Source organism: Candidatus Krumholzibacteriota bacterium, from assembly GCA_016932415.1.
Lineage (GTDB): Bacteria > Krumholzibacteriota > Krumholzibacteriia > Krumholzibacteriales > Krumholzibacteriaceae > Krumholzibacterium.
Window position 1 is genome coordinate 47,204 of sequence record JAFGCX010000017.1, and the last position, 21,375, is coordinate 68,578.

The 21,375-nt window shown below is 51.3% G+C and carries 20 protein-coding genes; 9 read left to right on the top strand and 11 right to left on the bottom strand.

The features are described from left to right. Positions 1 to 13: 13 nt before the first annotated feature. A complete protein-coding gene (locus JW814_06465; GenBank protein ID MBN2071086.1) occupies positions 14 to 1,105 on the top strand; it encodes an anti-sigma factor antagonist in 1,092 nt (363 codons plus the stop codon). Positions 1,106 to 1,131: 26 nt separating this feature from the next. Then, a complete protein-coding gene (locus JW814_06470; GenBank protein ID MBN2071087.1) occupies positions 1,132 to 2,577 on the top strand; it encodes a hypothetical protein in 1,446 nt (481 codons plus the stop codon). 90 nt (positions 2,578 to 2,667) lie between these two features. Here the strand turns inward: JW814_06470 and JW814_06475 are convergent, their stop codons facing one another. The 4 genes from JW814_06475 to JW814_06490 all read right to left on the bottom strand — a co-directional run bounded on the left by JW814_06475 (position 2,668) and on the right by JW814_06490 (position 5,287). Next, positions 2,668 to 3,054 (bottom strand): MotA/TolQ/ExbB proton channel family protein, encoded by a 387-nt coding sequence (locus tag JW814_06475; protein ID MBN2071088.1) that lies wholly within the window; start codon positions 3,052 to 3,054, stop codon positions 2,668 to 2,670. Between the two features lie 11 nt (positions 3,055 to 3,065). Next, complete coding sequence (locus JW814_06480; GenBank protein ID MBN2071089.1) at positions 3,066 to 3,809, bottom strand: hypothetical protein; 744 nt, start codon at positions 3,807 to 3,809, stop codon at positions 3,066 to 3,068. Then, positions 3,806 to 4,153, bottom strand: a complete 348-nt coding sequence (locus JW814_06485) for a helix-turn-helix transcriptional regulator (protein ID MBN2071090.1) — start codon at positions 4,151 to 4,153, stop codon at positions 3,806 to 3,808. The genes JW814_06480 and JW814_06485 overlap by 4 nt, the downstream gene beginning before the upstream one ends. Before the next feature lie 165 nt (positions 4,154 to 4,318). Then, a complete protein-coding gene (locus tag JW814_06490) occupies positions 4,319 to 5,287 on the bottom strand; it encodes a DUF1722 domain-containing protein (GenBank protein ID MBN2071091.1) in 969 nt (322 codons plus the stop codon). Between the two features lie 240 nt (positions 5,288 to 5,527). On the opposite strand from JW814_06490, the gene JW814_06495 reads away from it, so the two are divergent. Then, positions 5,528 to 7,666: a neutral/alkaline non-lysosomal ceramidase N-terminal domain-containing protein gene (locus JW814_06495; protein ID MBN2071092.1), complete on the top strand. Its 2,139-nt coding sequence runs from the start codon at positions 5,528 to 5,530 to the stop codon at positions 7,664 to 7,666. A gap of 52 nt (positions 7,667 to 7,718) precedes the next feature. Next, positions 7,719 to 8,138 (top strand): OsmC family protein, encoded by a 420-nt coding sequence (locus tag JW814_06500; GenBank protein ID MBN2071093.1) that lies wholly within the window; start codon positions 7,719 to 7,721, stop codon positions 8,136 to 8,138. Between the two features lie 4 nt (positions 8,139 to 8,142). Here the strand turns inward: JW814_06500 and JW814_06505 are convergent, their stop codons facing one another. From JW814_06505 to JW814_06525, 5 genes are all read right to left on the bottom strand, one after another. Beyond that, complete coding sequence (locus JW814_06505) at positions 8,143 to 9,192, bottom strand: mechanosensitive ion channel (GenBank protein ID MBN2071094.1); 1,050 nt, start codon at positions 9,190 to 9,192, stop codon at positions 8,143 to 8,145. 110 nt (positions 9,193 to 9,302) lie between these two features. Beyond that, complete coding sequence (locus tag JW814_06510) at positions 9,303 to 10,619, bottom strand: sodium ion-translocating decarboxylase subunit beta (protein ID MBN2071095.1); 1,317 nt, start codon at positions 10,617 to 10,619, stop codon at positions 9,303 to 9,305. A gap of 92 nt (positions 10,620 to 10,711) precedes the next feature. Then, the gene (locus tag JW814_06515; protein MBN2071096.1) at positions 10,712 to 12,511 is read right to left on the bottom strand and encodes a biotin/lipoyl-binding protein; all 1,800 of its coding nucleotides are present in this window, start codon (positions 12,509 to 12,511) and stop codon (positions 10,712 to 10,714) included. Then, positions 12,504 to 12,758, bottom strand: a complete 255-nt coding sequence (locus JW814_06520) for an OadG family protein (protein MBN2071097.1) — start codon at positions 12,756 to 12,758, stop codon at positions 12,504 to 12,506. Before JW814_06520 ends, JW814_06515 begins: the two co-directional genes overlap by 8 nt. Beyond that, positions 12,752 to 14,542 carry an NAD+ synthase gene (locus JW814_06525; GenBank protein ID MBN2071098.1) on the bottom strand — a complete coding sequence of 597 codons (1,791 nt, stop codon included), beginning with the start codon at positions 14,540 to 14,542 and terminating at the stop codon, positions 12,752 to 12,754. The genes JW814_06520 and JW814_06525 overlap by 7 nt, the downstream gene beginning before the upstream one ends. Before the next feature lie 110 nt (positions 14,543 to 14,652). Here JW814_06525 and JW814_06530 point away from each other — a divergent pair, with 110 nt between their 5' ends. Together JW814_06530 and JW814_06535 are read left to right on the top strand one after the other, a co-directional pair. Further along, positions 14,653 to 15,906 (top strand): DUF4097 family beta strand repeat protein, encoded by a 1,254-nt coding sequence (locus JW814_06530; GenBank protein MBN2071099.1) that lies wholly within the window; start codon positions 14,653 to 14,655, stop codon positions 15,904 to 15,906. Between the two features lie 167 nt (positions 15,907 to 16,073). Next, the gene (locus JW814_06535) at positions 16,074 to 17,096 is read left to right on the top strand and encodes a homoserine dehydrogenase (protein MBN2071100.1); all 1,023 of its coding nucleotides are present in this window, start codon (positions 16,074 to 16,076) and stop codon (positions 17,094 to 17,096) included. A 105-nt stretch (positions 17,097 to 17,201) separates the two neighbouring features. Here the strand turns inward: JW814_06535 and JW814_06540 are convergent, their stop codons facing one another. Together JW814_06540 and JW814_06545 are read right to left on the bottom strand one after the other, a co-directional pair. Beyond that, complete coding sequence (locus JW814_06540) at positions 17,202 to 17,969, bottom strand: 4-hydroxy-tetrahydrodipicolinate reductase (protein ID MBN2071101.1); 768 nt, start codon at positions 17,967 to 17,969, stop codon at positions 17,202 to 17,204. Positions 17,970 to 18,003: 34 nt separating this feature from the next. After that, the gene (locus JW814_06545) at positions 18,004 to 18,882 is read right to left on the bottom strand and encodes a 4-hydroxy-tetrahydrodipicolinate synthase (protein MBN2071102.1); all 879 of its coding nucleotides are present in this window, start codon (positions 18,880 to 18,882) and stop codon (positions 18,004 to 18,006) included. A 302-nt stretch (positions 18,883 to 19,184) separates the two neighbouring features. On the opposite strand from JW814_06545, the gene JW814_06550 reads away from it, so the two are divergent. The 3 genes from JW814_06550 to JW814_06560 all read left to right on the top strand — a co-directional run bounded on the left by JW814_06550 (position 19,185) and on the right by JW814_06560 (position 21,373). After that, positions 19,185 to 19,514 (top strand): winged helix-turn-helix transcriptional regulator, encoded by a 330-nt coding sequence (locus tag JW814_06550; GenBank protein MBN2071103.1) that lies wholly within the window; start codon positions 19,185 to 19,187, stop codon positions 19,512 to 19,514. A 1-nt stretch (position 19,515) separates the two neighbouring features. Then, a complete protein-coding gene (gene trxA, locus JW814_06555) occupies positions 19,516 to 19,845 on the top strand; it encodes a thioredoxin (protein MBN2071104.1) in 330 nt (109 codons plus the stop codon). A gap of 136 nt (positions 19,846 to 19,981) precedes the next feature. Further along, positions 19,982 to 21,373, top strand: coding sequence for an MBL fold metallo-hydrolase (locus JW814_06560; GenBank protein MBN2071105.1), 1,392 nt, complete (start codon positions 19,982 to 19,984; stop codon positions 21,371 to 21,373). Positions 21,374 to 21,375 lie beyond the last annotated feature (2 nt).

Consider the following 21,375-nt stretch of genomic DNA (forward strand, 5'->3'; position numbering starts at 1 on the left):
CAGGCAGGAATCGATGATTCTGGAAGAAATAAAATTTACTCCTTTTATTATCAGGGTCAGTGGCGATGAAAAACCGACTCCGGAATTCGCGATCAAGCTGATCAGCCTCGTGCACACGGCGGTTGAATGCAGGCTGGAGAGGATATTGCTTGCCCCACCGGATGATTATACGGTGTTCATGGAAAATGTTGTCAAAAATATCATTGATAACAACGGGATAATCAAGAGGACGGCAGAAAAATCCCGACTCGAAAAAGATGTCGAAGGGAACGATATTATATGCAATGAAGAAAAATTCATATGCATCCGGAACCGGATGACTCCGGATAAATATTCGCTACGGATCATGGCAACCATGGACAATGTCGAACTGGCTCCGAAAGTTTCCGCGATGATAACGAACATACTTGGATTTCCAGGATTCATCTCTTTCGGGGTACGATTCAGCGTCTACGAACTGCTCAATAATATTGTCGAATACGGCATTTACCGTATCGATAAAGAATGGATCGATCTTGAAATTGAGAAGGAAAACGACAGATTACTCATCTCTATAGCCGATGAAGGAATAGAATTCGATCCGACAAGCAGTGACGAGTTCAATCTTGATAATTACCTGAAAGGCGGTGCCAAAAGAGGCTTGGGCCTGATGATGATAAAGAAGCTTAACGAGAAAATGAAATACGCGAGAGAAAGAAAAACAAACAGGGTGGTAATTGAAAAATTTGTTCCGGGAGAAGATATCCCGGGAAAGGAGAGGAATATGACGCCACTCAACATAGGGGTACCGAAATCGGTCGGCGAAGGGATATACAAGATCGAGCTTTCGGGAGATCTGGATTCCAAGGGAGCTCTGATTCTGGAAGAGACGATGAATGCGTTGCTCGAACGCAAAATACACAACGTCATACTTGATTTTGACAAGTTGACCTTTATCTCGAGCGCGGGAGTGGGGATGCTCCTGGGGCTCGTCTCGTCACTCAGGCGCGAGAAGGGGCAAGCGACCTTCATCAATGTCTCTGAGCACGTGAGATCAGTCTTCAATCTACTTAACCTGAATGATTATTTCGAGTTTTCAACGCCTGAAGAAGTTGCCGGGCGCTAAAATAACCTCAGTGAAAAAGGGCCGAAATGACTGCGGCGGCAAGTATTGATGAGGAAAAAAAGACCGAATTGACGGTCGAAAAGACGAGGACCAGCCTTGACAACCGCGATTATTCATTCGATGCGCTTTTCCGTCTTTTTGAGAAACTCGGGACGACTCTCGAACTTGACAAGGTCATCAGGCTTTTTGTCATGACCTTGGCCGGGCAATTGAGCCTGGGGCAGATATCATTCTATCTTTTTTCGAGGAAAACGGAAAAACTCGATTTATACTATTCACTCGGACTGGGCCGGGAAAACAGCGTTGATTCAATCTCAATCGATTCAGGTTTTGTCAATTGGCTTTTGTCGCGGGGATATCCGGCTAAGATAGAACTATTCGTGGCGAAACCGGATGATAACAGCGACGAAGATCAGAATGTCAAAAACCTACTGGTGGACGACTCGTTCAGGTACGCTTATCCACTGATCGATGGAGGCGAACTGCAGGGGATGATAATTTTCGGTGACAGGATCACCGGTGAAGGATTCACCGATTTCAATATAGAGATACTCCACATGATGACGAGGATCGCGTCAATGACTGTTAAAAACGCGGCACTCTACGAACATATGGTTCAATCCAGGATAAAACTAGAGAACTTCTCGAAAATGAAAAGAGAATTCATGCATCATACGTCGCATGAACTGAGAACGCCATTGACAATACTTAAAAGTTCCCTCTCCTCGATCGATCCGAGGGAAGGAAGCGACGCGATGCTTGTCAATATAGCCATGGAAGCTGTCAATAAGCTCGCCGAACTGGTAGAACAGGTCCTTTCCCTGAACGCCGTAGAATCGGACGAGTCGTTTTTTAATTTCCAGAAAACAGAGATGGCCGGGTTCCTCGAAAAATATTCGACAGATATCATTTCCGTTCTGGCCGAAAAAGGGATAACGTTGAAATTCGATAAAATCGGAGAGGCGAGAATAATCAGGGCCGATTCGGCAAAGATACGCATCGCCCTGGACAGGATAATCGATAACGCGGTCTCCTCACTCTACACGGGCGGTACAATCTGTCTTGAGAGTTCTTTCAACGTCAATGATCCGGACGATTCTGAAGGAGTCGAGATTAGGGGGGGAGCCCCGGGAGTTGAATCCACCTTTTTAGCTGAGAACAGACGTGAAGAAGAAGGATACGGGGAAGGCGCTGGTCGTTCGATAGACAAAATAAAAGCCGGGGATGATTTCGAAGGGTATTTCGTGATACGTATCAGGGATGATGGCGTCGGTATACCCGCCGGAGAGATCAAGGATATGGGAGAACCGTTCACCAGAGCTTCCAACTCAAGGACAAGCGAAGTTAAAGGGCTCGGTCTCGGGCTTTCAGTCTCGCAGAAGATAATCGCCGGTCACGGCGGGCACCTTCTATGTAAAAGTTCAGAAGGGAACGGGGCCGAATTTTCCATATGGCTTCCTGTCGCGAAGTGACAGACACCACAAAAGGATTCCCAGTCATTAAAAAACGCCACGCCCATCAGGGGCGCGGCGAACATAAAATCCAGGATTCCACGGCGGGTGTTATTTGAGCGCGCCCTTGATCCTGTTGTAGCGGGCAAGTAGAATAAACCAGACGATACCGGAAACGATCAGGACGTGGATGCCATAAATCGTTGTTGTAAGGGCCTGGCCGAAGCCGGACGCGATAATTGCCGGGGAAAGCGATTCGGCCCGGGAGATCGCCAGCATCGCGTTATAGATACCGGTGGCCTGTCCCAGAATACCGGTCACGGCGCTAATGACCCCCCAGAAGATTATCGCGTGCAAACCCTTGAACAGCTGAGCGTTTGAAAGTCCTTTTCTGAAATATAGATCAACGGTCTTTTTAACAACGAGCGCGATTATAGCGAGACTTATTATGAACAGGGGCACAGCCCAGGTCCCCATTGAAGTAATGAAGTATCTCATATCATCTCCTTTTATCTGATATCAAACAACCATTCGGTTTCCGCTTCTTCGATTCGCCTGACCCTCCCTGTGATGAAGAACCAGATCAGGCCAATGGCGATAGAGAGAAGAAGACACGTCATCATCATGGCCGAGAGATTTATCGCCAGATTGACAGCTCCTTTGAAAGCCGAGTCGATATTACCTGGTGCCGCTCTCATCGCTTTGAAGGTCTCAACGGATAATCCGTATACACCAGTAAGGACGCTGCCGCAGCCAAGGGCGATGAACCACGCGGAACCGGATCGCAGCTTTCCCGTCCCGTGGTCTTTCCTTATGAAAAGAAGGTAGAATTGCCTGACCGTCAAGATTATGGCGGTTATGGCGATTCCCAGCAGAGGCCAGGCGTATGGCCCGATCCTGTTAAAAAAGCCGTCAGAAAAAAGATGTGGAACGGAGAAGACAGCGATAGTAAGAAGGATCACGATTAGCAACGCTTTTTCCCATCTCGATCTTGCCTGTTCCGAAAGACGAGCGAGCAGCCTGTTGATAGCCGTCTGGTGAATATTTACAAGTTCGGCAAGAGCCGCGTCGGAAATATCGAATTTCTCTCCCGCTCTCTTTTCCGCTTCCGCCTCGCTGAGTCCTTCCGCGACGTAGAGCTTGAACATCTCTTCCAGGTCAGACCCGACTTCGAGCAGTATTCTTGATTTGTCAGGTTGCGGCAGGTCCAATTTTCGGCTGATCTCCTTCAAAATCGTGCTGAATCTCCTCATTTTCCAGCACCTCCCGTTATATTAAGGAATTGATCGAAGAATTCTTTCCACGCGAGAGCTTGACTGTCAGCGTATTTTTTCCCCCTGGCGGTCAGTGAATATTGTTTTCTTTTCCGTCTGCTTTCTTCCTTGAGCCATTCGCCCCTGATCTTGCCTTCTTTTTCGAGTTTATGAAGGATGGGGTAGAGAGTTCCATGATTGAATCTGAAATAATGACTGCTCTTTTCCTCGATTTCCAGCGCGATCTGATATCCGTGCATCTTTCCCTGGCGAAGCACGGCAAGTATAAGGTCCTCGTTACAATGTTTTGTGAGGTTCTGTATTTCGAGCCCGTTTTTATCCATCTCTACCTATCCGGGACGTGTTTCGATCCCCGAAGGGCTATATGTATGATCTCTATATATCGACCATCTATATAATAACTGGCGGTGTGATTCCTGTCAATGTCTTTTGTCGATCTCAATCGTTAAAAACCATTAAGGAAAGCCTGTCATGGGGGAATGGCAGTGTCAGAGGCAGTTTTTTCCCCCGACCGAATCTTTTATGTGGACCAGGCCTTCAGGGTAAGGCGAAAAATAGGTCTGGGATCTCAGATCTGCCGTTTTAAAACGGGCTATCCACACGCGAAGGAGCAGAAGCAGGGAACTGAGCGGCATTTTCTTTTCCCTGTAGCGTTCCATCGATTCGAGAAAAAACCCTTTTTCCTCGTGGGTCAGCGTATAGGAAAAATAACTCATCGCGTGAAGAAGAATATTTATATTGGAAGTATATCTTGAGGGTCTTCTCAGCGCGTAATTGAGATGTCTTCCATAGTCTTCCATTAACTGCCGGGTCGTCCTGCCGTCATGGTCCGAGAGAACCGTTTCAAGAGACCTCTTCTCTTTCGCGTTGTAGGAAGTGAGAAGAAGGTTGTTTTCCTCGTGGAACCTGGCGATTGCCCCTGCTTTGCCGCTCGAAGCGGCGACGCGGAAGCGGGCCATGGTAAAGATCCTGGTCAGAAAATGCTCCCTTAATCTCAGATCATCGAGTCTTGTCTCATCCTCGATCGGGAGGTGACCAAATCGCGATAAGACGGAAGAGGCAAAAAATCCCGAACCCCTTGAGCCCGGTGAAACAGAAGCTGGAGAAGAATATATTTTCACGCCGCCCGGTCCACATGAAGGAGACCTGCTTTTTAAAATAAATCCGTCGATCTTTTCAAGGCGCTCAAGAAAACGATCTGAAAAATCGATCATCCCGGTTGTAAGATCCCTGCCCGTCGAGGGCTGGAGCAGCCGCAGCGACCCTTTTTCTTCGACTATCCTTATCGTGTCCCGCGGAGTCCCCAGGGCGATCGCGACCTCGGGACAGACAGGTATGAAGTCGACATATTTCCCCAAACGCTTGATAAACGGTGCCGAAACGACCTTGCCGTCATAACGGCAGGCGCTGAATCCGAGACATTCGCTGACTACTATAACGGGCCTGATCTTTTTCATTTCTCCTCACCGCGCCGGAAAAGCCGGCATGCCGGACCGTCGATCTCACCCGGGGAAATTAAACGATCCGCTTTCCGGACACAAACAGAAAAAGAGGTGCCAGGAGGCCGATCCGATTCAAGACTGGACAAAAATGGCAATGGGAAGTACTCTCTGAAAGAATTTCCGCCTGGTTGCCACCGCTAAGGCAATAAGATCGATCTGTATCAGGGTCCCCGAGATGAAACGAGGTCATTATATATGAAGATCGCGAAAACGATAGTACTGATCATCGCATTTCCCGCGATCATTGGTTGTGCCGGGATCTCCGGCCGGCTTCCAGCTCCCGCAGAACCCGTAGCGAGCGGGGAATTTAACTCGGGCGCCGCTAAGGTCGATATTACGCCGATACCGGGATACCCGATGGGCGGATACGCTATCGCGGGATATATATCAAGAGGTGTCTGGACGCGGCTGTACGCAAGGGCGGTATCTTTCGAAGATCCCGAAGGCAGAAGCATGGTGATCGTCTCGGCCGATCTCTGGGCGATGCCGGCGGGGCTAGCTGACAGGGTCGCCGAACTGGTAGCCCGGAAACACGGGATCGAGAGACTTTCGAGGGAACAGATGATCCTGGCTGCTACTCATACTCACAACGGACCCGGCAATTTTTCATCGAGCAAATTCTATAACCAGATGGCTTCTCTGGAAGGCGGGTTCGACCGGGCGCTTTTTGATTTTCTCGCTGACAGGATAGCCTGGGCTATCGCTGAATCATGGAAGAAGAGAGAACCGGCGGCGGTGCGCTACGCGCAGGGACAGGTACCCGGAATAGCGCGAAACCGCAGCATCGGACCGTTCAAGAAAAACGGATCGGACGCGCTGGAGCTTATCGAATCCAACAAGGGGCTTCCGGTCAGAAAAACCGATTTTCCCATTGGCGGCGACAAGGCATATATGGCGATCGACCAGACCCTGAGGATGATCAAGATACAGAGCGCCACGCGTGGCGGTGAGCTTATCGCCGCTCTTGCTTTTTACGCGGTACATCCGACCGTCATGAACACGACTACACGGGTATACAGCAGCGATATCTTCGGTGTGGCCACATCGATCGTGGAGAATTCGCTTCACGCAGCTGGAAGGGGAACGCCTGTTGTCGCGATGATCAACGGAGCCGAGGGAGATGTCGCCGCCAACTGGAAGCGGCGTGACAGGGAGGAGACGATCGAGATCGGAAGGCTGCTTTCCACCGGGATCCTCGATCTGATCGAGGGTCCGGGCAGTGATATAACCGGTCCGATCAAGTACAGTTTCGGTGAATCCCGCCTTTCGGAACTGACCGGTCCTGCCTCGGGAGCGTCCACTTTGTGCGGTGCTGAAGCAGACTGGTCATTCCTTCGGGACGCGGGGTTTTATGAGGGGATGAAACAGGAAGATCCTGAAAGGCAGATGCCGGGGCAGTGGGTAAAGAGGAATCCTCTTAAGGACGATATCGAATCAAATATGATCAAGTCAGCCTATCCATGGATCGTCAAGAACGTCATGCGGCCACCGGCAAGCGTTCCGATAGGAGTCTACGGCATAGGACCGGTGACGATTGCCACCTTGCCGGGGGAATTCACCACTGTGCTGGGTAAGAGGATAGCGAAAGCAGTAGCGAGGGAGCGTTCAGAGCGCGGGCCGGTTCTCCTGGCCGGGCTTGCCAACGAGTATATCTCGTATTTCTGTACAAGGGAAGAATATGCCGAGCAGCATTACGAAGGAGCTTCGATGATTTACGGGCCATCGGCCGGAGAACGGATCAGGGATGACCTGGCCGGGTTGGCGAAGACGATGGACGGGAAGGAGCCACGGCTGAAAAGCAGGAAGTACAGGTATTCGACAGGATCGGGAAAAAGTTTCGGAGTAAAGCAGTTCGATCTTGTCTCCCACCAGGACAGATTGAAAGCTTTTCACTATACCCTTGACGGCCTGTTGCGCGGTGGCGAAAACAGCCTTCCAGTAACGGATAATCCACGTTTTATCTGGATCGATGATAATCCCAGATGGTCGGATTACAGGTCTTCGAAACTCTCGCCGATGCCAGCGGTCGCCGTGGAAGTCCTCAGCCCTGACGGATGGAAACGGCTGAAAGTAGATGGGATCGATGAGACGGACGAGGGGACCGATTTCGTAACGGCGGTAGTGGCGTCGCTGATAGATAAGACCCGGTGGTCCACTATATGGATCCCACCAGCGTCGGTAGAAAGCGACCCGGTCTTGCGAGAGGCGGAGTACAGGTTCGTCGTCAGGGGAAATACAGGCTTGTTCATCTCTCCTCCCTTTACGATCGAATCGGCAAGAGCGAAAAGCGGCCTTACCGGAGTAGCGAGGAAGCCTGTCGAGCGGGAAAGCTGATCAAGGCATCGCTGTCAGGCGGCCGCCCCGAAAAACAAAGGAGAAGGATACGATGTCAAAACAGACGGTCGACCTGAACTGGACAGAGAATATGTCTTTCAGCACGACACTCGACGGGCATGAGATCGTCCTGGACGCCGGGAGCGGATCGGGAGGGGAGGACAGAGGGCCGAGGCCGAAACAGCTGATGCTTGTAGCTCTTGCCGGATGCACCGGGATGGATGTCGTATCGATATTGAAAAAAATGAAGGTCGAGATTGAGGGTTTCAGAGTACTTGTCGAGGGGGAGCTGACCGATGAGCACCCGAAGTATTACAGGGCGATGCATGTAATATACGAGTTTCGCGGAGACGGCCTGCCGATGGACAAACTGGAAAAGGCGGTGAGCCTTTCCGAAGAAAAATACTGCGGCGTGAGCGCTCTATACAAAAAAGCGATAGAAGTAAGTTCCGAGATCAGGATCGCCGGGTGACGCCCTACTGGTTTTCGATGTAGATCGACTGTGTCGGGAAAGCGAATTCTATCCCGTTCTTCTCGAACTCTTCCCTGATCCTTAAATTTATCTCCTGCTGGATATCCATATATTTATTATAATCCCTCGTCTCTATGAAATATGCGGTCTCTATATCCTGGCTGTAATCACCGAACCCCTGAAAATGGCAGCGGTCGAAAGTCGTCATTTCTGTCGACTCTATGATGTTTTTTATCAGTCCGGGAATGATCCTCAGTTTGTCACCTGGAGTATTGTACGTCACGCCGATCTTGAATATTGCGCGCCGCCTTTCCATCCGGCGATAGTTGCTCAGTCTCGAGTTGGTAATGTCGGTGTTCGAAAAAACGAGTTCCTCTCCGCTGAGACTTCTTATCCTCGACGTCTTGATCCCTATATGTTCCACCGTTCCCTTGAACTCACCGATGATGATGAAGTCGCCGATCTCGAAAGGCTTGTCGAAAAATATAGTGAAATAGCTGAAAAGATCTCCAAGTATCGTCTGGGCGGCAAGGGCGATAGCTATGCCGCCGATCCCGAGTCCGGTGACGAGAGCCGTTATCTTAAGTCCAAGATTGTCGAGCAGGATAAGCAGCGCGAATGTCCAGATGATAAGCCTGGCGATCGTGAGTATACCCTTGTAGACATGTTGCCTGGAATGGTCTGATCCTCTCTTCGCCTGGTATCTGTTCAGCAGGATCGAGATCAGCGCGAGGATGCTTCTTACGGCAAGATAGATTATGACGGCAATGCTGGCGACGCTTATCGTTTTTTCAGCGAGAAGGCCGAGTTTCAGCTTGTGGATGCTGATGTAAAAGACGCCGTAATAGAGGATCGGCACAAGCCATTTGGCACTGGCAAGAAATATGTTATCAACGATTGCCTCTGTTTTTGCAGTCAGCTTCCTGAGACGGCGGAGAATAATTGATTTAAAGATCCATATGACAGCAACGCCTGAAAGAAAGTATATTAGAAAAACGAGATAATCCAGGACCCTGTTATTATAGAATATTTTTTGCAAGAATTCCTGATACATCAGGCGCCTCCTTTTACGGTTTGTGCCATATTAAGGCCGCGGGCCCGCTCGCTCAATGAAAAAAACAGGACAGACAGCGCGGCGGAGTATTTTGGACGGGTCAAGCAGGCCTAACGGCAGAGCGTAAGAAGGACGCCAGCGGCGACGGCCGATCCGATCACGCCGGCCACGTTCGGGCCCATTGCGTGCATGAGAAGAAAATTTCCCGGGTTCGCCTTCAACCCGACATCGGTGACTACCCTTGCCGCCATCGGGACGGCCGATACGCCAGCGGCTCCGATCAAAGGATTGATTTTCTCTCTGCTTACGAGGTTCATCAGCTTGGCAAGTATTATCCCAGCGGCGGTGCCGATGGCAAAAGCTATCATCCCAAGGGCTAGTATTCCAAGAGTCTCGGTGTGGAGGAATTTATCGGCGGCCAGTTTCGAACCTACCGAAAGACCGAGAAGAATAGTTATCGTATTGATCAGTTCGTTAGCCGCGGTATGCGAGAGCCGTTCCACGACGCCAGATTCCCTGAGAAGGTTTCCGAACATCAGCATGCCGATCAGCGGGGTCGCTCCGGGAAGGAGAAGTATGCAGAGGCCGAGGACAATGAGCGGGAAGATTATTTTTTCAACCGCCGAGACTTCCCTGAGCTGTTTCATCTCGATCTCGCGCTCTTTTTTTGAAGTAAGGATCTTCATGATCGGGGGCTGTATTATCGGTACGAGGGCCATGTATGAATAGGCGGCGACGGCGATCGCGCCGAGCAGGCCAGGGGAAAGCCTTCCCGCGAGAAAGATCGCGGTAGGGCCGTCAGCGCCTCCGATGATACCTATCGCAGCGGCATCCTTGAGGGAAAAATCGATCCCGTCAACGGCTCCTGAAAGCCACAACGCTCCGATAAGGGTGGTGAAAATCCCGAACTGGGCTGCCGCGCCGAGAAGGGCTGTCTTGGGGTGAGCTATCAGTGGTCCGAAATCGGTCATTGCGCCCACTCCCATGAAGATCAGAAGAGGGAATACCCCTGTCTGAAGGCCAAATGTGTAAAGCATTCCAAGAAAGCCTTCCGGTCCGGATATCGCGGCAAGGGGTATATTGGCAAGTATTCCTCCGAACCCTATCGGAAGAAGAAGCAGGGGTTCGTACTTGTTGTGTATCGCCAGGTAAATCAGTCCCGTACTTAGAGCGATCATAAGTATCTGGCCGAGACCGGCCGGTATTCGCGCCTCACCTTCTGTCCCGGCAGCGACTTCGGCATCAGGGCCCCCGATGAAAGCAAATATCCCGGTAGACTTCCACAATTCCTTTATCTGACTCGCGATTGTAGTCGTATCGGGGGCTTGCGCGAGTTCAGGCGATCTCACAGCCGGTTTTTCTTCCTGTGAAGAAAGAGTCAGGGGAGATAGAAAAAACCACGATACAACAGCCAGGAAAAGGATCATCAGGCAATATCGCTCCGGAGATTTAATTTTTCCTGTCACAATGTCCATTCGAACGCGACCTTTTCAAAGAAGGCCCCCGGAAGGGGAGCATCTCAATAAATATACAGCAATATCTGTCCTGTTTTGACATGGTCTCCTATCAAGACGGCTATATCGGTGACTGTTCCGTCCGAAGGAGCGCTGATCGCCGTTTCCATCTTCATCGCTTCCTGTACGAGAAGGGCAGCCCCTGTTTTTACTTCCATACCATCCTTGACCAGAATGCGGACTATAGTACCCGGCATCCGGGCGGTCACTGCAATCTTGATCCTCGACTCGGCCACGGGGGTTTCTTCGATATCGTCGAAACCGTCATCGATCCGGTAATCATATTCTCTGCCGTTGACGATCGCCTTGTCCCCATCAAGCCTTACAGCATATCTGTTTTTGCCGACGCTTACCGTATAACGGCCTGATTCGGATGTCGTCTCCGCTTGAGAGGCCTGCGGACTGTTTTTCCGGACCCCCGTAGATGCATTTCCGAGAAGGTAGGTTATCCCTTTATCGCCGCAGGTAGCGGTTATGAATATATTTTCGTCAGTGGCCGGCAATCCATTTTCTTCAAGCTTTTTTGTTGCCGGAGCTATTCCCCTGGCGGGATCTTCCTCGACTATATCAAGCGGGTTTCTCGTGATCGGTTCAAGGCCGAGCTGTTTCGCCGCGATTTCGACAATATGGGGATCAGGCGGAATAGGGGTCTTTCCGAAATATCCAAGGATCATTTTTCCGTAACCTTCCGCGATATTTTTCCATTCCCCCAGGATCACGTTGTTGTAGGCCTGCTGGAAGTAAAACTGGCTTACCGGCGTGACCGATGTTCCGAATCCGCCCAGGCGGACCACTTCACGAAGGGCGAGGACTACTTCGGGAAATCTGTCCATGATATCGTTATCACGCATCATCTGAGTATTGGCGGTCAATGCTCCGCCAGGCATCGGCGACCATGGGATAAGGGGTTCCACAGCCTTAGCCTCCGGAGGCATGAAATAATCCTTCATACACTCCTTGAATACTTCTTCAGCTTTCAGGACCTTGTCGATATCTATGTCGAGTGTGTAATCTGTTCCCCGAAGGGCGTGCCACATCGTAGCTATATCCGGCTGGCAGGTCCCTCCTGAACAGGGAGCCATGGAGAGATCTATGATATCTGCTCCCGCTTCTATCGCTGCTTTATACCCCGCTATACTTATTCCGGCCGTCTCATGCGTATGAAAATGGAGCGGGATGCCGCAGGGAAGGATCTTTTTAGCCCTTTTTACCGTTTCGAAGATCGTTGAAGGAGTCGAAGTGCCGGAAGCGTCCTTGAAACATATCGAATCGAATTCTATCCCGGCGGCAAGGATCTTCTTGAGGATCATCTCGTAGAAATCGGCGTCATGAGCTCCTTCGCACCCCGGAGGAAGGCCCATCATCGTGACGGCGACCTGGTGCCGCAGCCCCGCCTCAACAATGCACTTTCCACTGTATATAAGATTGTCCACGTCGTTCAGCGCGTCGAAATTCCTTATAGCGGTGATTCCGTGCCTGGCGAAAAGGGTAGCGTGCAATTTTATTATATCCCGGGGTTGTGATTCAAGCCCGACGACGTTGATCCCTCTTGCAAGGGTCTGGAGCTCGGCGTCAGGGCCGGCGGCATCTCGAAAACGATCCATCATCTCGAAAGCGTCTTCGTTGCTGTAGAAATAAAGCGACTGAAAGCGGGCGCCTCCCCCAGCCTCGAAATATCTTATTCCCGCGGCGGCGGCGGCCTTTACGGCAGGCAAAAAATCGTCGGTAAAGACCCGCGCTCCGTAAACTGACTGGAAGCCATCCCGGAAGGCGGTATTCATGAATCTGACAGTTTTTTTAGACATTGGTATCCTTCCCCTGTCCCTCTCTGGTCACGGCCAGCGCGATCGCCAGAGCGATCTCGGCAGGATTCCCCGTGGAGTTATCAGGCCTTCGTTCTTCATTGCCGCTATCGGAGGGAAGATCGGCAGGCATTACGGAAAAATGTCTGAAGATCCTTGCCGAGACGTTCATGACAAGGACCATCAGGAGGAGGAACGCGAAGACCATTCCCATACCGGCAGCCATAAGGCCAAGGCCTTCAGTCAGCATTCTTTTTCCTTTCGCCCGCCTGGATGTATTTTTGCCGACCGCCTGTACCTGTTAGTGATAGGAAGCCGCCTGTCTCTTCCGAAAGCTTTCGGCGTGATTTTGATCCCCGGCGGCCCCTGGCGGCGCTTGTATTCGCTGAGATCTATCATCCGAACTGTTTTCTCCGCGATACCGGGAGCTATCCCGTCAGATATGATGCCGGAAAGGGAAAAGTCTTTTTCCACATAGAGTTCTATGATTCTGTCAAGCGTCGGATAGGGAGGCAGCGAATCCTCATCGAGCTGTCCCGGGCGCAGTTCTGCCGAGGGTCTTCTTCTTATCGTCGACGCGGGGATCAGCGCCACGCCCGCCCGGCGGTTTCTGTATCTGCTCAGCGAAAAGACGAGAGTCTTGGGGACATCCTTCAATACGGCGAACCCTCCCGCCATATCTCCGTAAAGAGTGCAGTATCCGACGGCGATCTCGCTTTTATTGCCTGTCGTCAGGACGAGATGGCCGAATCTGTTCGAGAGGGCCATCAGGATGTTTCCCCGGATCCTGGCCTGCAGGTTTTCTTCGGTTATTCCAACAGGCCCTCTGGGAATGATATCGGCGAGCAGGTCGCGATAAGCATCGTAAAGCTTTCCGACCGGTATCTCTTTTATGTTTATATCGAGATTTTCAGCAAGGTGGTGAGCGTCTTTCAATGTAGATGAAGAAGTGTACTCCGAAGGCATCGTGACGCCGATGACTCTCTCTGGGCCGAGGGCATCGACCGCGATGGTAGCCGTAAGGGCGGAATCTATTCCTCCGCTCAATCCTATTATCACTCCGCTGAAGCCGTTTTTATCCACGTAATCACGGGTCCCAAGGACGAGAGCTTCGTATATTTCTTTGTTCGGACCCGGATGCGCGGTCTTTTGTCTCGAGGGAAGACGCCTTTTTTCATGCGGGGAAAGGGCGGGAAGGAAAGCGGTGTCGATCAGGCCAACGGGAAGCCCCGGCGCAGTCGCGGAGCTGGTCTTTCCCTCTTTTTCCCCTTTAGCGGTCAGGTCTATATCGGCGATGATGAGATCTTCCCTGAACACCGCTCCACGGGCTATCGTGGAACCGCCGGGGTCTATCACAAGGGAATTGCCATCGAAGACGAGCTCATCCTGAGCGCCGACGAGGTTCAGGTAGCAGAGCCAGGTGTTGTTCTCCCTGGCACGCCTTTGCATTAGTTTTTCGCGGTCTGGCCCTTTACGGCGATGATATGGCGAGGCCGATATATTTATTATGATCTCTGCTCCCCCATTGGAACATTGCGCGGTGATGGGCCCGTCATCGACCCATATATCCTCGCATATGCTTATCCCCACCCTCGTATCGCCGAAAGAGGCGATAAAAGGGCGCTCGCCGGGAGCGAAATACCTTTTTTCGTCGAATACTCCGTAGTTCGGGAGGTTAATTTTGTCATAACGTGCGGCGATCTTTCCATCACACAGGATGGACGCTGTATTGCGAAGGGTCGAGCCGGGATCCTCGGAACGCCTCGGAGCTCCTGCTATCACCGCTATCCCCGTCGCGTGCCTGGCCAGTTTCCGCAGTTCTTTTTCGCAGTCGATGATAAAACCCGGTTTTAAAAGAAGGTCTTCGGCGGGATACCCGCAAAGGAAAAGCTCGGGAAAGGCGAGTATCTGTACTCCCGATCTTTTCGCGTCGGCTATTATTCGGCGGGCGATGCCGGCGTTTCCCCCGAGGTCGCCGACAGTCGGATTTACCTGCGCCAGGCCGATCCGGACTTTCCTCTTTTTTCGTCCCATCGCCACTGTCCTTTTCATTCTATCGCGCGCGGAGGAGATCTGAAACATTACACCTCCGCAATCGTACTCAATATATGACGCGAAGGCAGGTTTTTGAAAGGAGAAAGAGGATGAAAAAGGGAGTATTAATGGCAGCGGTCCTTCTGCTTGTCGGAATATTTCTGACTATCGGCGCGGAAGCAGCCGGGGATAGGAAGATAAAGAAGGAATTCAATACGAAACCGGGGAAGACGATAAGATTTGATCTCGATACCGGTGGAGATATCATGATAGAGGGGTGGGACCGCGATCTTATCGACGTGGAAGTGCTGCTAAAGGGTAAGGATAATGAGAATATCGAAGTCGATTTCGATATGGACCGTTCCGGGCTTGAGATCTCGAGCGAATTCAGAAAGAGAAGAAGAAACAGCTGCGATATGACAATCATCGCGCGGGTGCCTGAAAGGTATGATATCGAGTTCAAGACGCTTGGAGGGGATATCGAGATCGATGGCGTCGAAGGGTTTGTCGAGGGATCTACGATGGGTGGAGATGTCGATTTCAGTGATCTGAAGGGTGAGCTGGCCGTGACGACGATGGGCGGCGATGTCACCGTGAAGGATTCATTTCTCGACGGCAAAGTGAAGACGATGGGCGGCGACGTGAATATAAAAAATGTCGAGGGCGACCTGAAGGGGTATTCGATGGGAGGAGATATCGAATATCGAAACGTCAGGGGAAGAGACAGGGAGAAGGATGATGACAGCGAGGTCAGCATAACGACTCTCGGGGGAGATCTCGACCTCGATTATGAGGGCAGGGATATCAAGGCCAAGACTTTCGGCGGGGATATCGACGTGGGTAAGGGCGAAAGGGTCAAGCTGAGCACGATGGGCGGAGATATCGATGTTAAGGAGGCGGGGCGAGGAGCCGATCTCCACACGATGGGGGGCGATATCAGGATCGGCCGGGCAGGCGTCTTCGCCAGGGCAAAGACGATGGGCGGAGATATAGAGATCCGGGAGGTAGACGGAAGCGCCAGGGCAACGACGATGGGTGGCGATGTTTTCGTAAGAATGGTCGGTGATCCTGATGAAGGGGAAAGGGATGTTGAACTGAAATCGATGGGAGGGGATATCGAGCTGATAGTGCCGAAAGGGCTTTCAATGAAGTTCGACATAGAGATCTCCTATACGAAAAAGAGAAGCAGGGACTATAGGATAGAATCCGATTTCGAAATGAAAGTAAAAGAGACGAAAGAGTGGAAACGCAAGTGGGGTCAGAAAAGAAAATATATATACGGCACCGGTGAGGTAGGAGGTGGGAGGAACCTTGTAAAGATCCGTACGATGAACGGCAATGTAATTATTAAAAAGGGAGACTAGATTTTCTGCCACCGTAGAAGAATCTTCATATTAAGAGGGCCCCCCGGGGCCCTCTCTTCGTCTGTCATCCCGGTCTTGACGATTTCAGCGCAACAGTGTATTGATTATATGCTGACATTTGGAATTTAACAGGCCGGTTATTACAGGTCTCCGGCCGGGAGGACGCAATGCAGAAACTGGCATTCATAGGGTTTGGAGTCGTCGGGCAGGGACTGGTGCAGATACTTCTCGAAAAAAAAGAGATGCTGAAAAAGAAATATCGCTACGATTATTCTGTCGTAGCGGTCAGTGATTTTACAAAGGGATCGGCTCTCGATGATAAAGGGCTCGACCTGGAAAAACTGCTCGAGCTGGCCAAAGATGGCAGAATATCGGAATACCCGGGCGCGAAGACCGGACTCAACGCGCTCGACACGATAAAGGAAACGGGTGCCGATGTCGTAATCGAGGTCTCATACACTGATATCAAGACTGCCGAACCTGCCAACAGCCACTTCGTCGCGGCCCTCAAAGGAGGCAAGCATCTTGTCACTACGAATAAAGGTCCGACAGCCCTGTTTCTTCGCGAGCTTCTGGAGCTTGCCAGAGCCAATAAGGCGCAGTTCCGGTATGAGGGGACCGTGGTGGCGGGGACGCCTGTCCTCAATCTCGGCGAGAAGTGTCTGGCCGGTAACGAAATAAGCGAAATAAGAGGTATCCTGAACGGGACGACGAACTTCATCCTGACGAATATGGAAAGTGGAAAAAGCTATGGAGACGCCCTGAAAGAGGCCCAGGAACTGGGATTCGCCGAGGCCGACCCTACAGCCGATGTTGAGGGTTTCGATGCTCTCGCCAAGGTCGTCATCCTTGCCAAAAGCGTCATGGGCGCGGATATAGGCCCTGCTGACGTCGACAGGACGGGGATCACCGGGATCAGCCTCGATGATGTTAAAAAAGCCGCCGAAGAGGGGATGAGATGGAAACTCATAGGGAAGGTAAAAAAAGAGGGTGGCAAGGTAAAAGCGTCGGTAAGACCGGAGAAAGTGGCGCTTGTCGATCCTCTCGCTTCTGTCGGCGGAGCGATGAACGCTCTTACCTTCGAAACGGACCTTCTCGGTCCGGTAACTATCGTAGGCCCCGGAGCGGGGAAGAAAGAAACGGGATATTCGCTGCTAATAGATATGCTGACGATAGATAAAAAGATATAGGAGCCGGGGCCACCCGACGCCGGCGGGAACTCGAATAAAAAGACCCGGAGAGAAAGAACAGATCTATCTTTCCTCCGGGTCTTGACTGTTTGACGATCCCATAGATCAGGCGAGACCGAATATCTCGTCCATCGTATAAAAACCGGGCTCGCGGCCGTACATGAAATGAATCGCTATCATCGTTCCCCGGGCAAAGGTCATTCTCGAATGAGCCTTGTGCACCAGTTCCAGGCGTTCTCCCTCCCCGGCGAATATTATTCTGTGTTCCCCGGCCACATCTCCCCCGCGAAGGGAATGCATGCCGATCTCGTTCACCGGCCTTTCACCGAGAAGACCCTCTCTTCCATAGACGATATTCATCTCTTTTCTGACCGATCGCGCGACTTCGGCTATTTTCGCTGCGGTTCCGCTTGGAGAATCCTTCTTTTTTTTGTGATGGATCTCGACGATCTCGATATCGAAATCTTTCAGGGCGCTCGTGACTTCCCTGGTCAGCTTGAAGAGAAGGTTGACTCCCGCTGACATGTTGGGGCTTATCAGTACGGGGATATTATCAGCCACCTCCCGCGCTTCGGCGAGCTGGCCCGCGGAAAAGCCGGTCGCTCCGGTTATGAATACTTTGCCGGCCGCGGAGGATTCGGCAAGATGGGTCAGCGCGGCTTCGGGAGATGAAAAATCTACTACAATATCTGTTTTGTCGATAATACTCTGTAGAGAAGAGCAGACCTTTACACCATGAAAGAGTCCTCCCAGGCTGCTGTGGCCGGGGGCCTCGACCGCGCCGACAAGGGAGACTTTTTTGTCTTTATCGATCTCCCCGGCAAGAATCCGGCTCATCCTTCCAAGGGCTCCGGTCAGTATCACCTTGATCATATCAAGCGCTCCCTTCGGCGGTCCTTGACCGATCTCATACAGAAAGGCCGTAATCGGAAAGAGCCAGCCTCAGCTTTTCTATATTTTCGGGCAACATCCTCACAAGCGGCAACCGGACATCGCCCACGCCCATACCGAGAAGATTCATCGCTTCCTTGACAGGCATGGGATTTGTTTCTATGAACATGGCCTGGCATAGGGGAAGAAGCCTGAAAAAGAGCCTGCGAGCTTCTTCGATATCTCCACCTTCGTAAACGGTAAGGAGAGAGATCACATCTTTCGGCACTATATTGCCGACAACGGAAACGACGCCTCTTCCCCCGATCGAGAGGATCGGAAGAGTCAGGCCGTCATCGCCTGATAAAAGCACGATATCGTCTCCACAGAGGCTGACGATCTCTGACATCTGCTCCAGGTCGGCGCTTGCCTCCTTGAGAGCTACTATATTTTCGTGGCCGGACAGCTTCTTTACAGTCGCCGGTTTCATATTTACGCCGGTCCTGCCAGGCACGTTGTAAAGCATCAGGGGAAGGCCCCCTTCATCGGCGAGTTTCATAAAGTGGGCATAGAGCCCTTCCTGCGTCGGCTTGTTATAGTAAGGAGTCACGACCATGGCGCCGTCAACTCCGAGTTCGCCAGCTTTTTTCAGGTTCTCGATCGATCGCGTCGTAGAATTCGTGCCGCATCCCGCTATTACGTCGAGTCTTCCCGCCGCTTCTTCGACTACCAGCTCGATGATCCTGAAATGTTCCTCCCACGAGTATGTAGGGTTTTCACTCGTCGTCGCGCACGGGACGAGACCGTCAGTCCCCGAGTCGATATGGAAGCGCACAAGTTCTCTAAGTTTTTCCTCGTTGAGACTGCTGTCTTCGTTAAATGGCGTGACAAGAGCGACATACAGACCCTTCAACATGACCCCTACCTCCTTGGCCCCTGGGCCCCTATGAGAAATGAAATAATTCCGGCCGGTTCAGCGGGCAGTGATTCCCTCCATCGGCTGGAATGACTTTATTTTTTTTTCGGGGAAGTGTCAAGCAGAAGTAAGGAAAGGCCCCGGGGGCAGCAACAGGGTTGGATCGATTTGACACCTGCCGACAGGGCGCGAACCCTGGCAGGAAAGCGGCTTTTGATGGGGAAAAGAAAAAAACAAAATCGCCCTTGACAAAACGTAATATTAATATATAATAATATCAAAACAATGAAGGGCCAGTAAAGATGAGTAAAGAAATAAACAAAGCGCCTCTTTCAGACACCGAGATAGACCGGTTGTCGGAAATACTGAAATCACTTGCCAATCCCGCTAGATTGCGTATTGTGAACCTTCTTATAAGAGGTGAATCGACTGTTTCGGAGATATGCGACAGAACGGGGCTGAAACAATCCCTCGTATCCCAACAGTTGAAAAATCTCAGGTTGAACAATATAGTCCAGCGAAGAAGGGAAGTTCCGAAGATCTATTACAGTCTGAAGGAAAAAAACATTGTAAGTATGTTGATGTGCCTTAGCAGGTGCGGAACAGGGCTTGAAGTCCCGGGAAGGAATTAGTATGAGTGACAAAGTAACACACGTTAACGATAATGATTTCCAGGAACAGGTAATCGAATCGGAAATACCGGTCGTAGTCGATTTCTGGGCTCCATGGTGCGGACCTTGCCTCATGGTAGGTCCGGTCATCGAGGAACTTGCCGAGGAGTATGACGGCAGGGTCAAGTTCGTCAAACTGAACACCGATGAATCGAGAGACACGGCGATCAAGTATGGTATCATGAGTATTCCGACCCTCAAGATCATAAAGGGGGGAGAGGTCGCCGATTCGATATCGGGAGCAGCTCCGAAGGAATACTTCAAGGAATGGATCGACAAGGTCCTTAAATAGCGATAAAGCGTTTTCAGGTGGAGAAGAGGGGGTGGGCTTAGCGATGGTCCGCCCCCTTGACTGTTTACATCCGCCGAGGCCTCCACTATAATCCAGACAAAAGCGAATCGATACCGCCATTGAAGGGGGAGAATGGATGAAAACCGGCTGGTACCTGTTGATAATCGCGATAATTCTGGCAGCTGGCCTGAATTGTTCTCATTATGACGTTGAAAGCACAGGCCTCGTCAGGGTGTCGGAGAGGGTCTATGCCGTTGTCGCTGAAGGTCCATCGGCGCTTCAGGGCCTCGGAGCGAACAGCGGATTCATCGTCGGCGACGATGCGATACTGGTCATCGATTCCAGATATACACCGGACCTGGCGAAGGAACTTCTCCAAAGCATAAAAGCGGTCAGCGACCTGCCGGTGAGATTCGTTGTCAATACTCACTATCATCCTGACCACACATGGGGGAATTCGGTCTTCGCGGAATCGGGAGCGATTGTGATATCGACCCCCGCGACCCGAGACGCGATAGAAAAATATACTCCGGTATATCTTGAATTCTACAGGGAACAGAAACCCGAAGTATACGATCAACTTCGCGGCGTGAAGATGCATCTTCCCGATTCTCTCGTGTTGAAAAGGACTTTTATCGATCTTGGAGGTGTCAGTGTCGAGATCTATCATCCAGGGCCGGCACATACTGCCGGAGACCTCATCGTCTACGTGGAATCGGAAAAAGTAGTATTTACAGGAGGGATTACCAGTAATCACTACCATGCCAACATGGGCGACCAGGGAGCGGATTTCCATGGCTGGATGACGGTTCTCGATGACCTTGGGAAGAGGGGGCCACGGCACGTAATACCGGGACAGGGAAAGATCTGCGGGAAGGATATCTTTGCCAAGCAGAAAAAATATCTCAACGATTTTATAGGCGCGGGTAAAACGGCGATCAGGGAAGAGAAAGCGCTTTCACAGCTGGCGGCGACTGTCATACCCGGTACTGAGGATTATCTGCAGGAGAATATGATCCCCTTTAACATGCAGGCGATCTACAGGAAGTACATGATTTCGACCGTCGATCCCGATTTCAGGTTTGACCCGGGTGATGATATTATCGTGCGTGAAGGTGGAGGAAACGCCGCGAGGGGGCGGATACAATGGGTGATGCAATCGGAAGACGGGTATTCCGAGCTGGAAGTATCGTGGAAACCGGTAAACAGGACCGAGGTGATAATCGAGGACATATACGACGACCTGTCAAGACACCTCGGTGAAAACCCCGACCATCATATGAGCATACTGGGATCAAAAGAGATAATGATAGGAAATACCGAAGCTGTCGCCGCGTTCGGCACCTGGGGGTACAAGATCGGTACAGTCGTCGCGGCCGGGGGAATCTGGACCTGGTCGATGATGATAGAAGGGAATATACTATATTCCGTAAAGCTTTCGACAAATACTGAAAGCGATCATGAAAAGGAAAAAATGAATATGGAGATCCTCGAAAAAGCGGTCTCGACTTTTCATTTCATAAGGTAGCA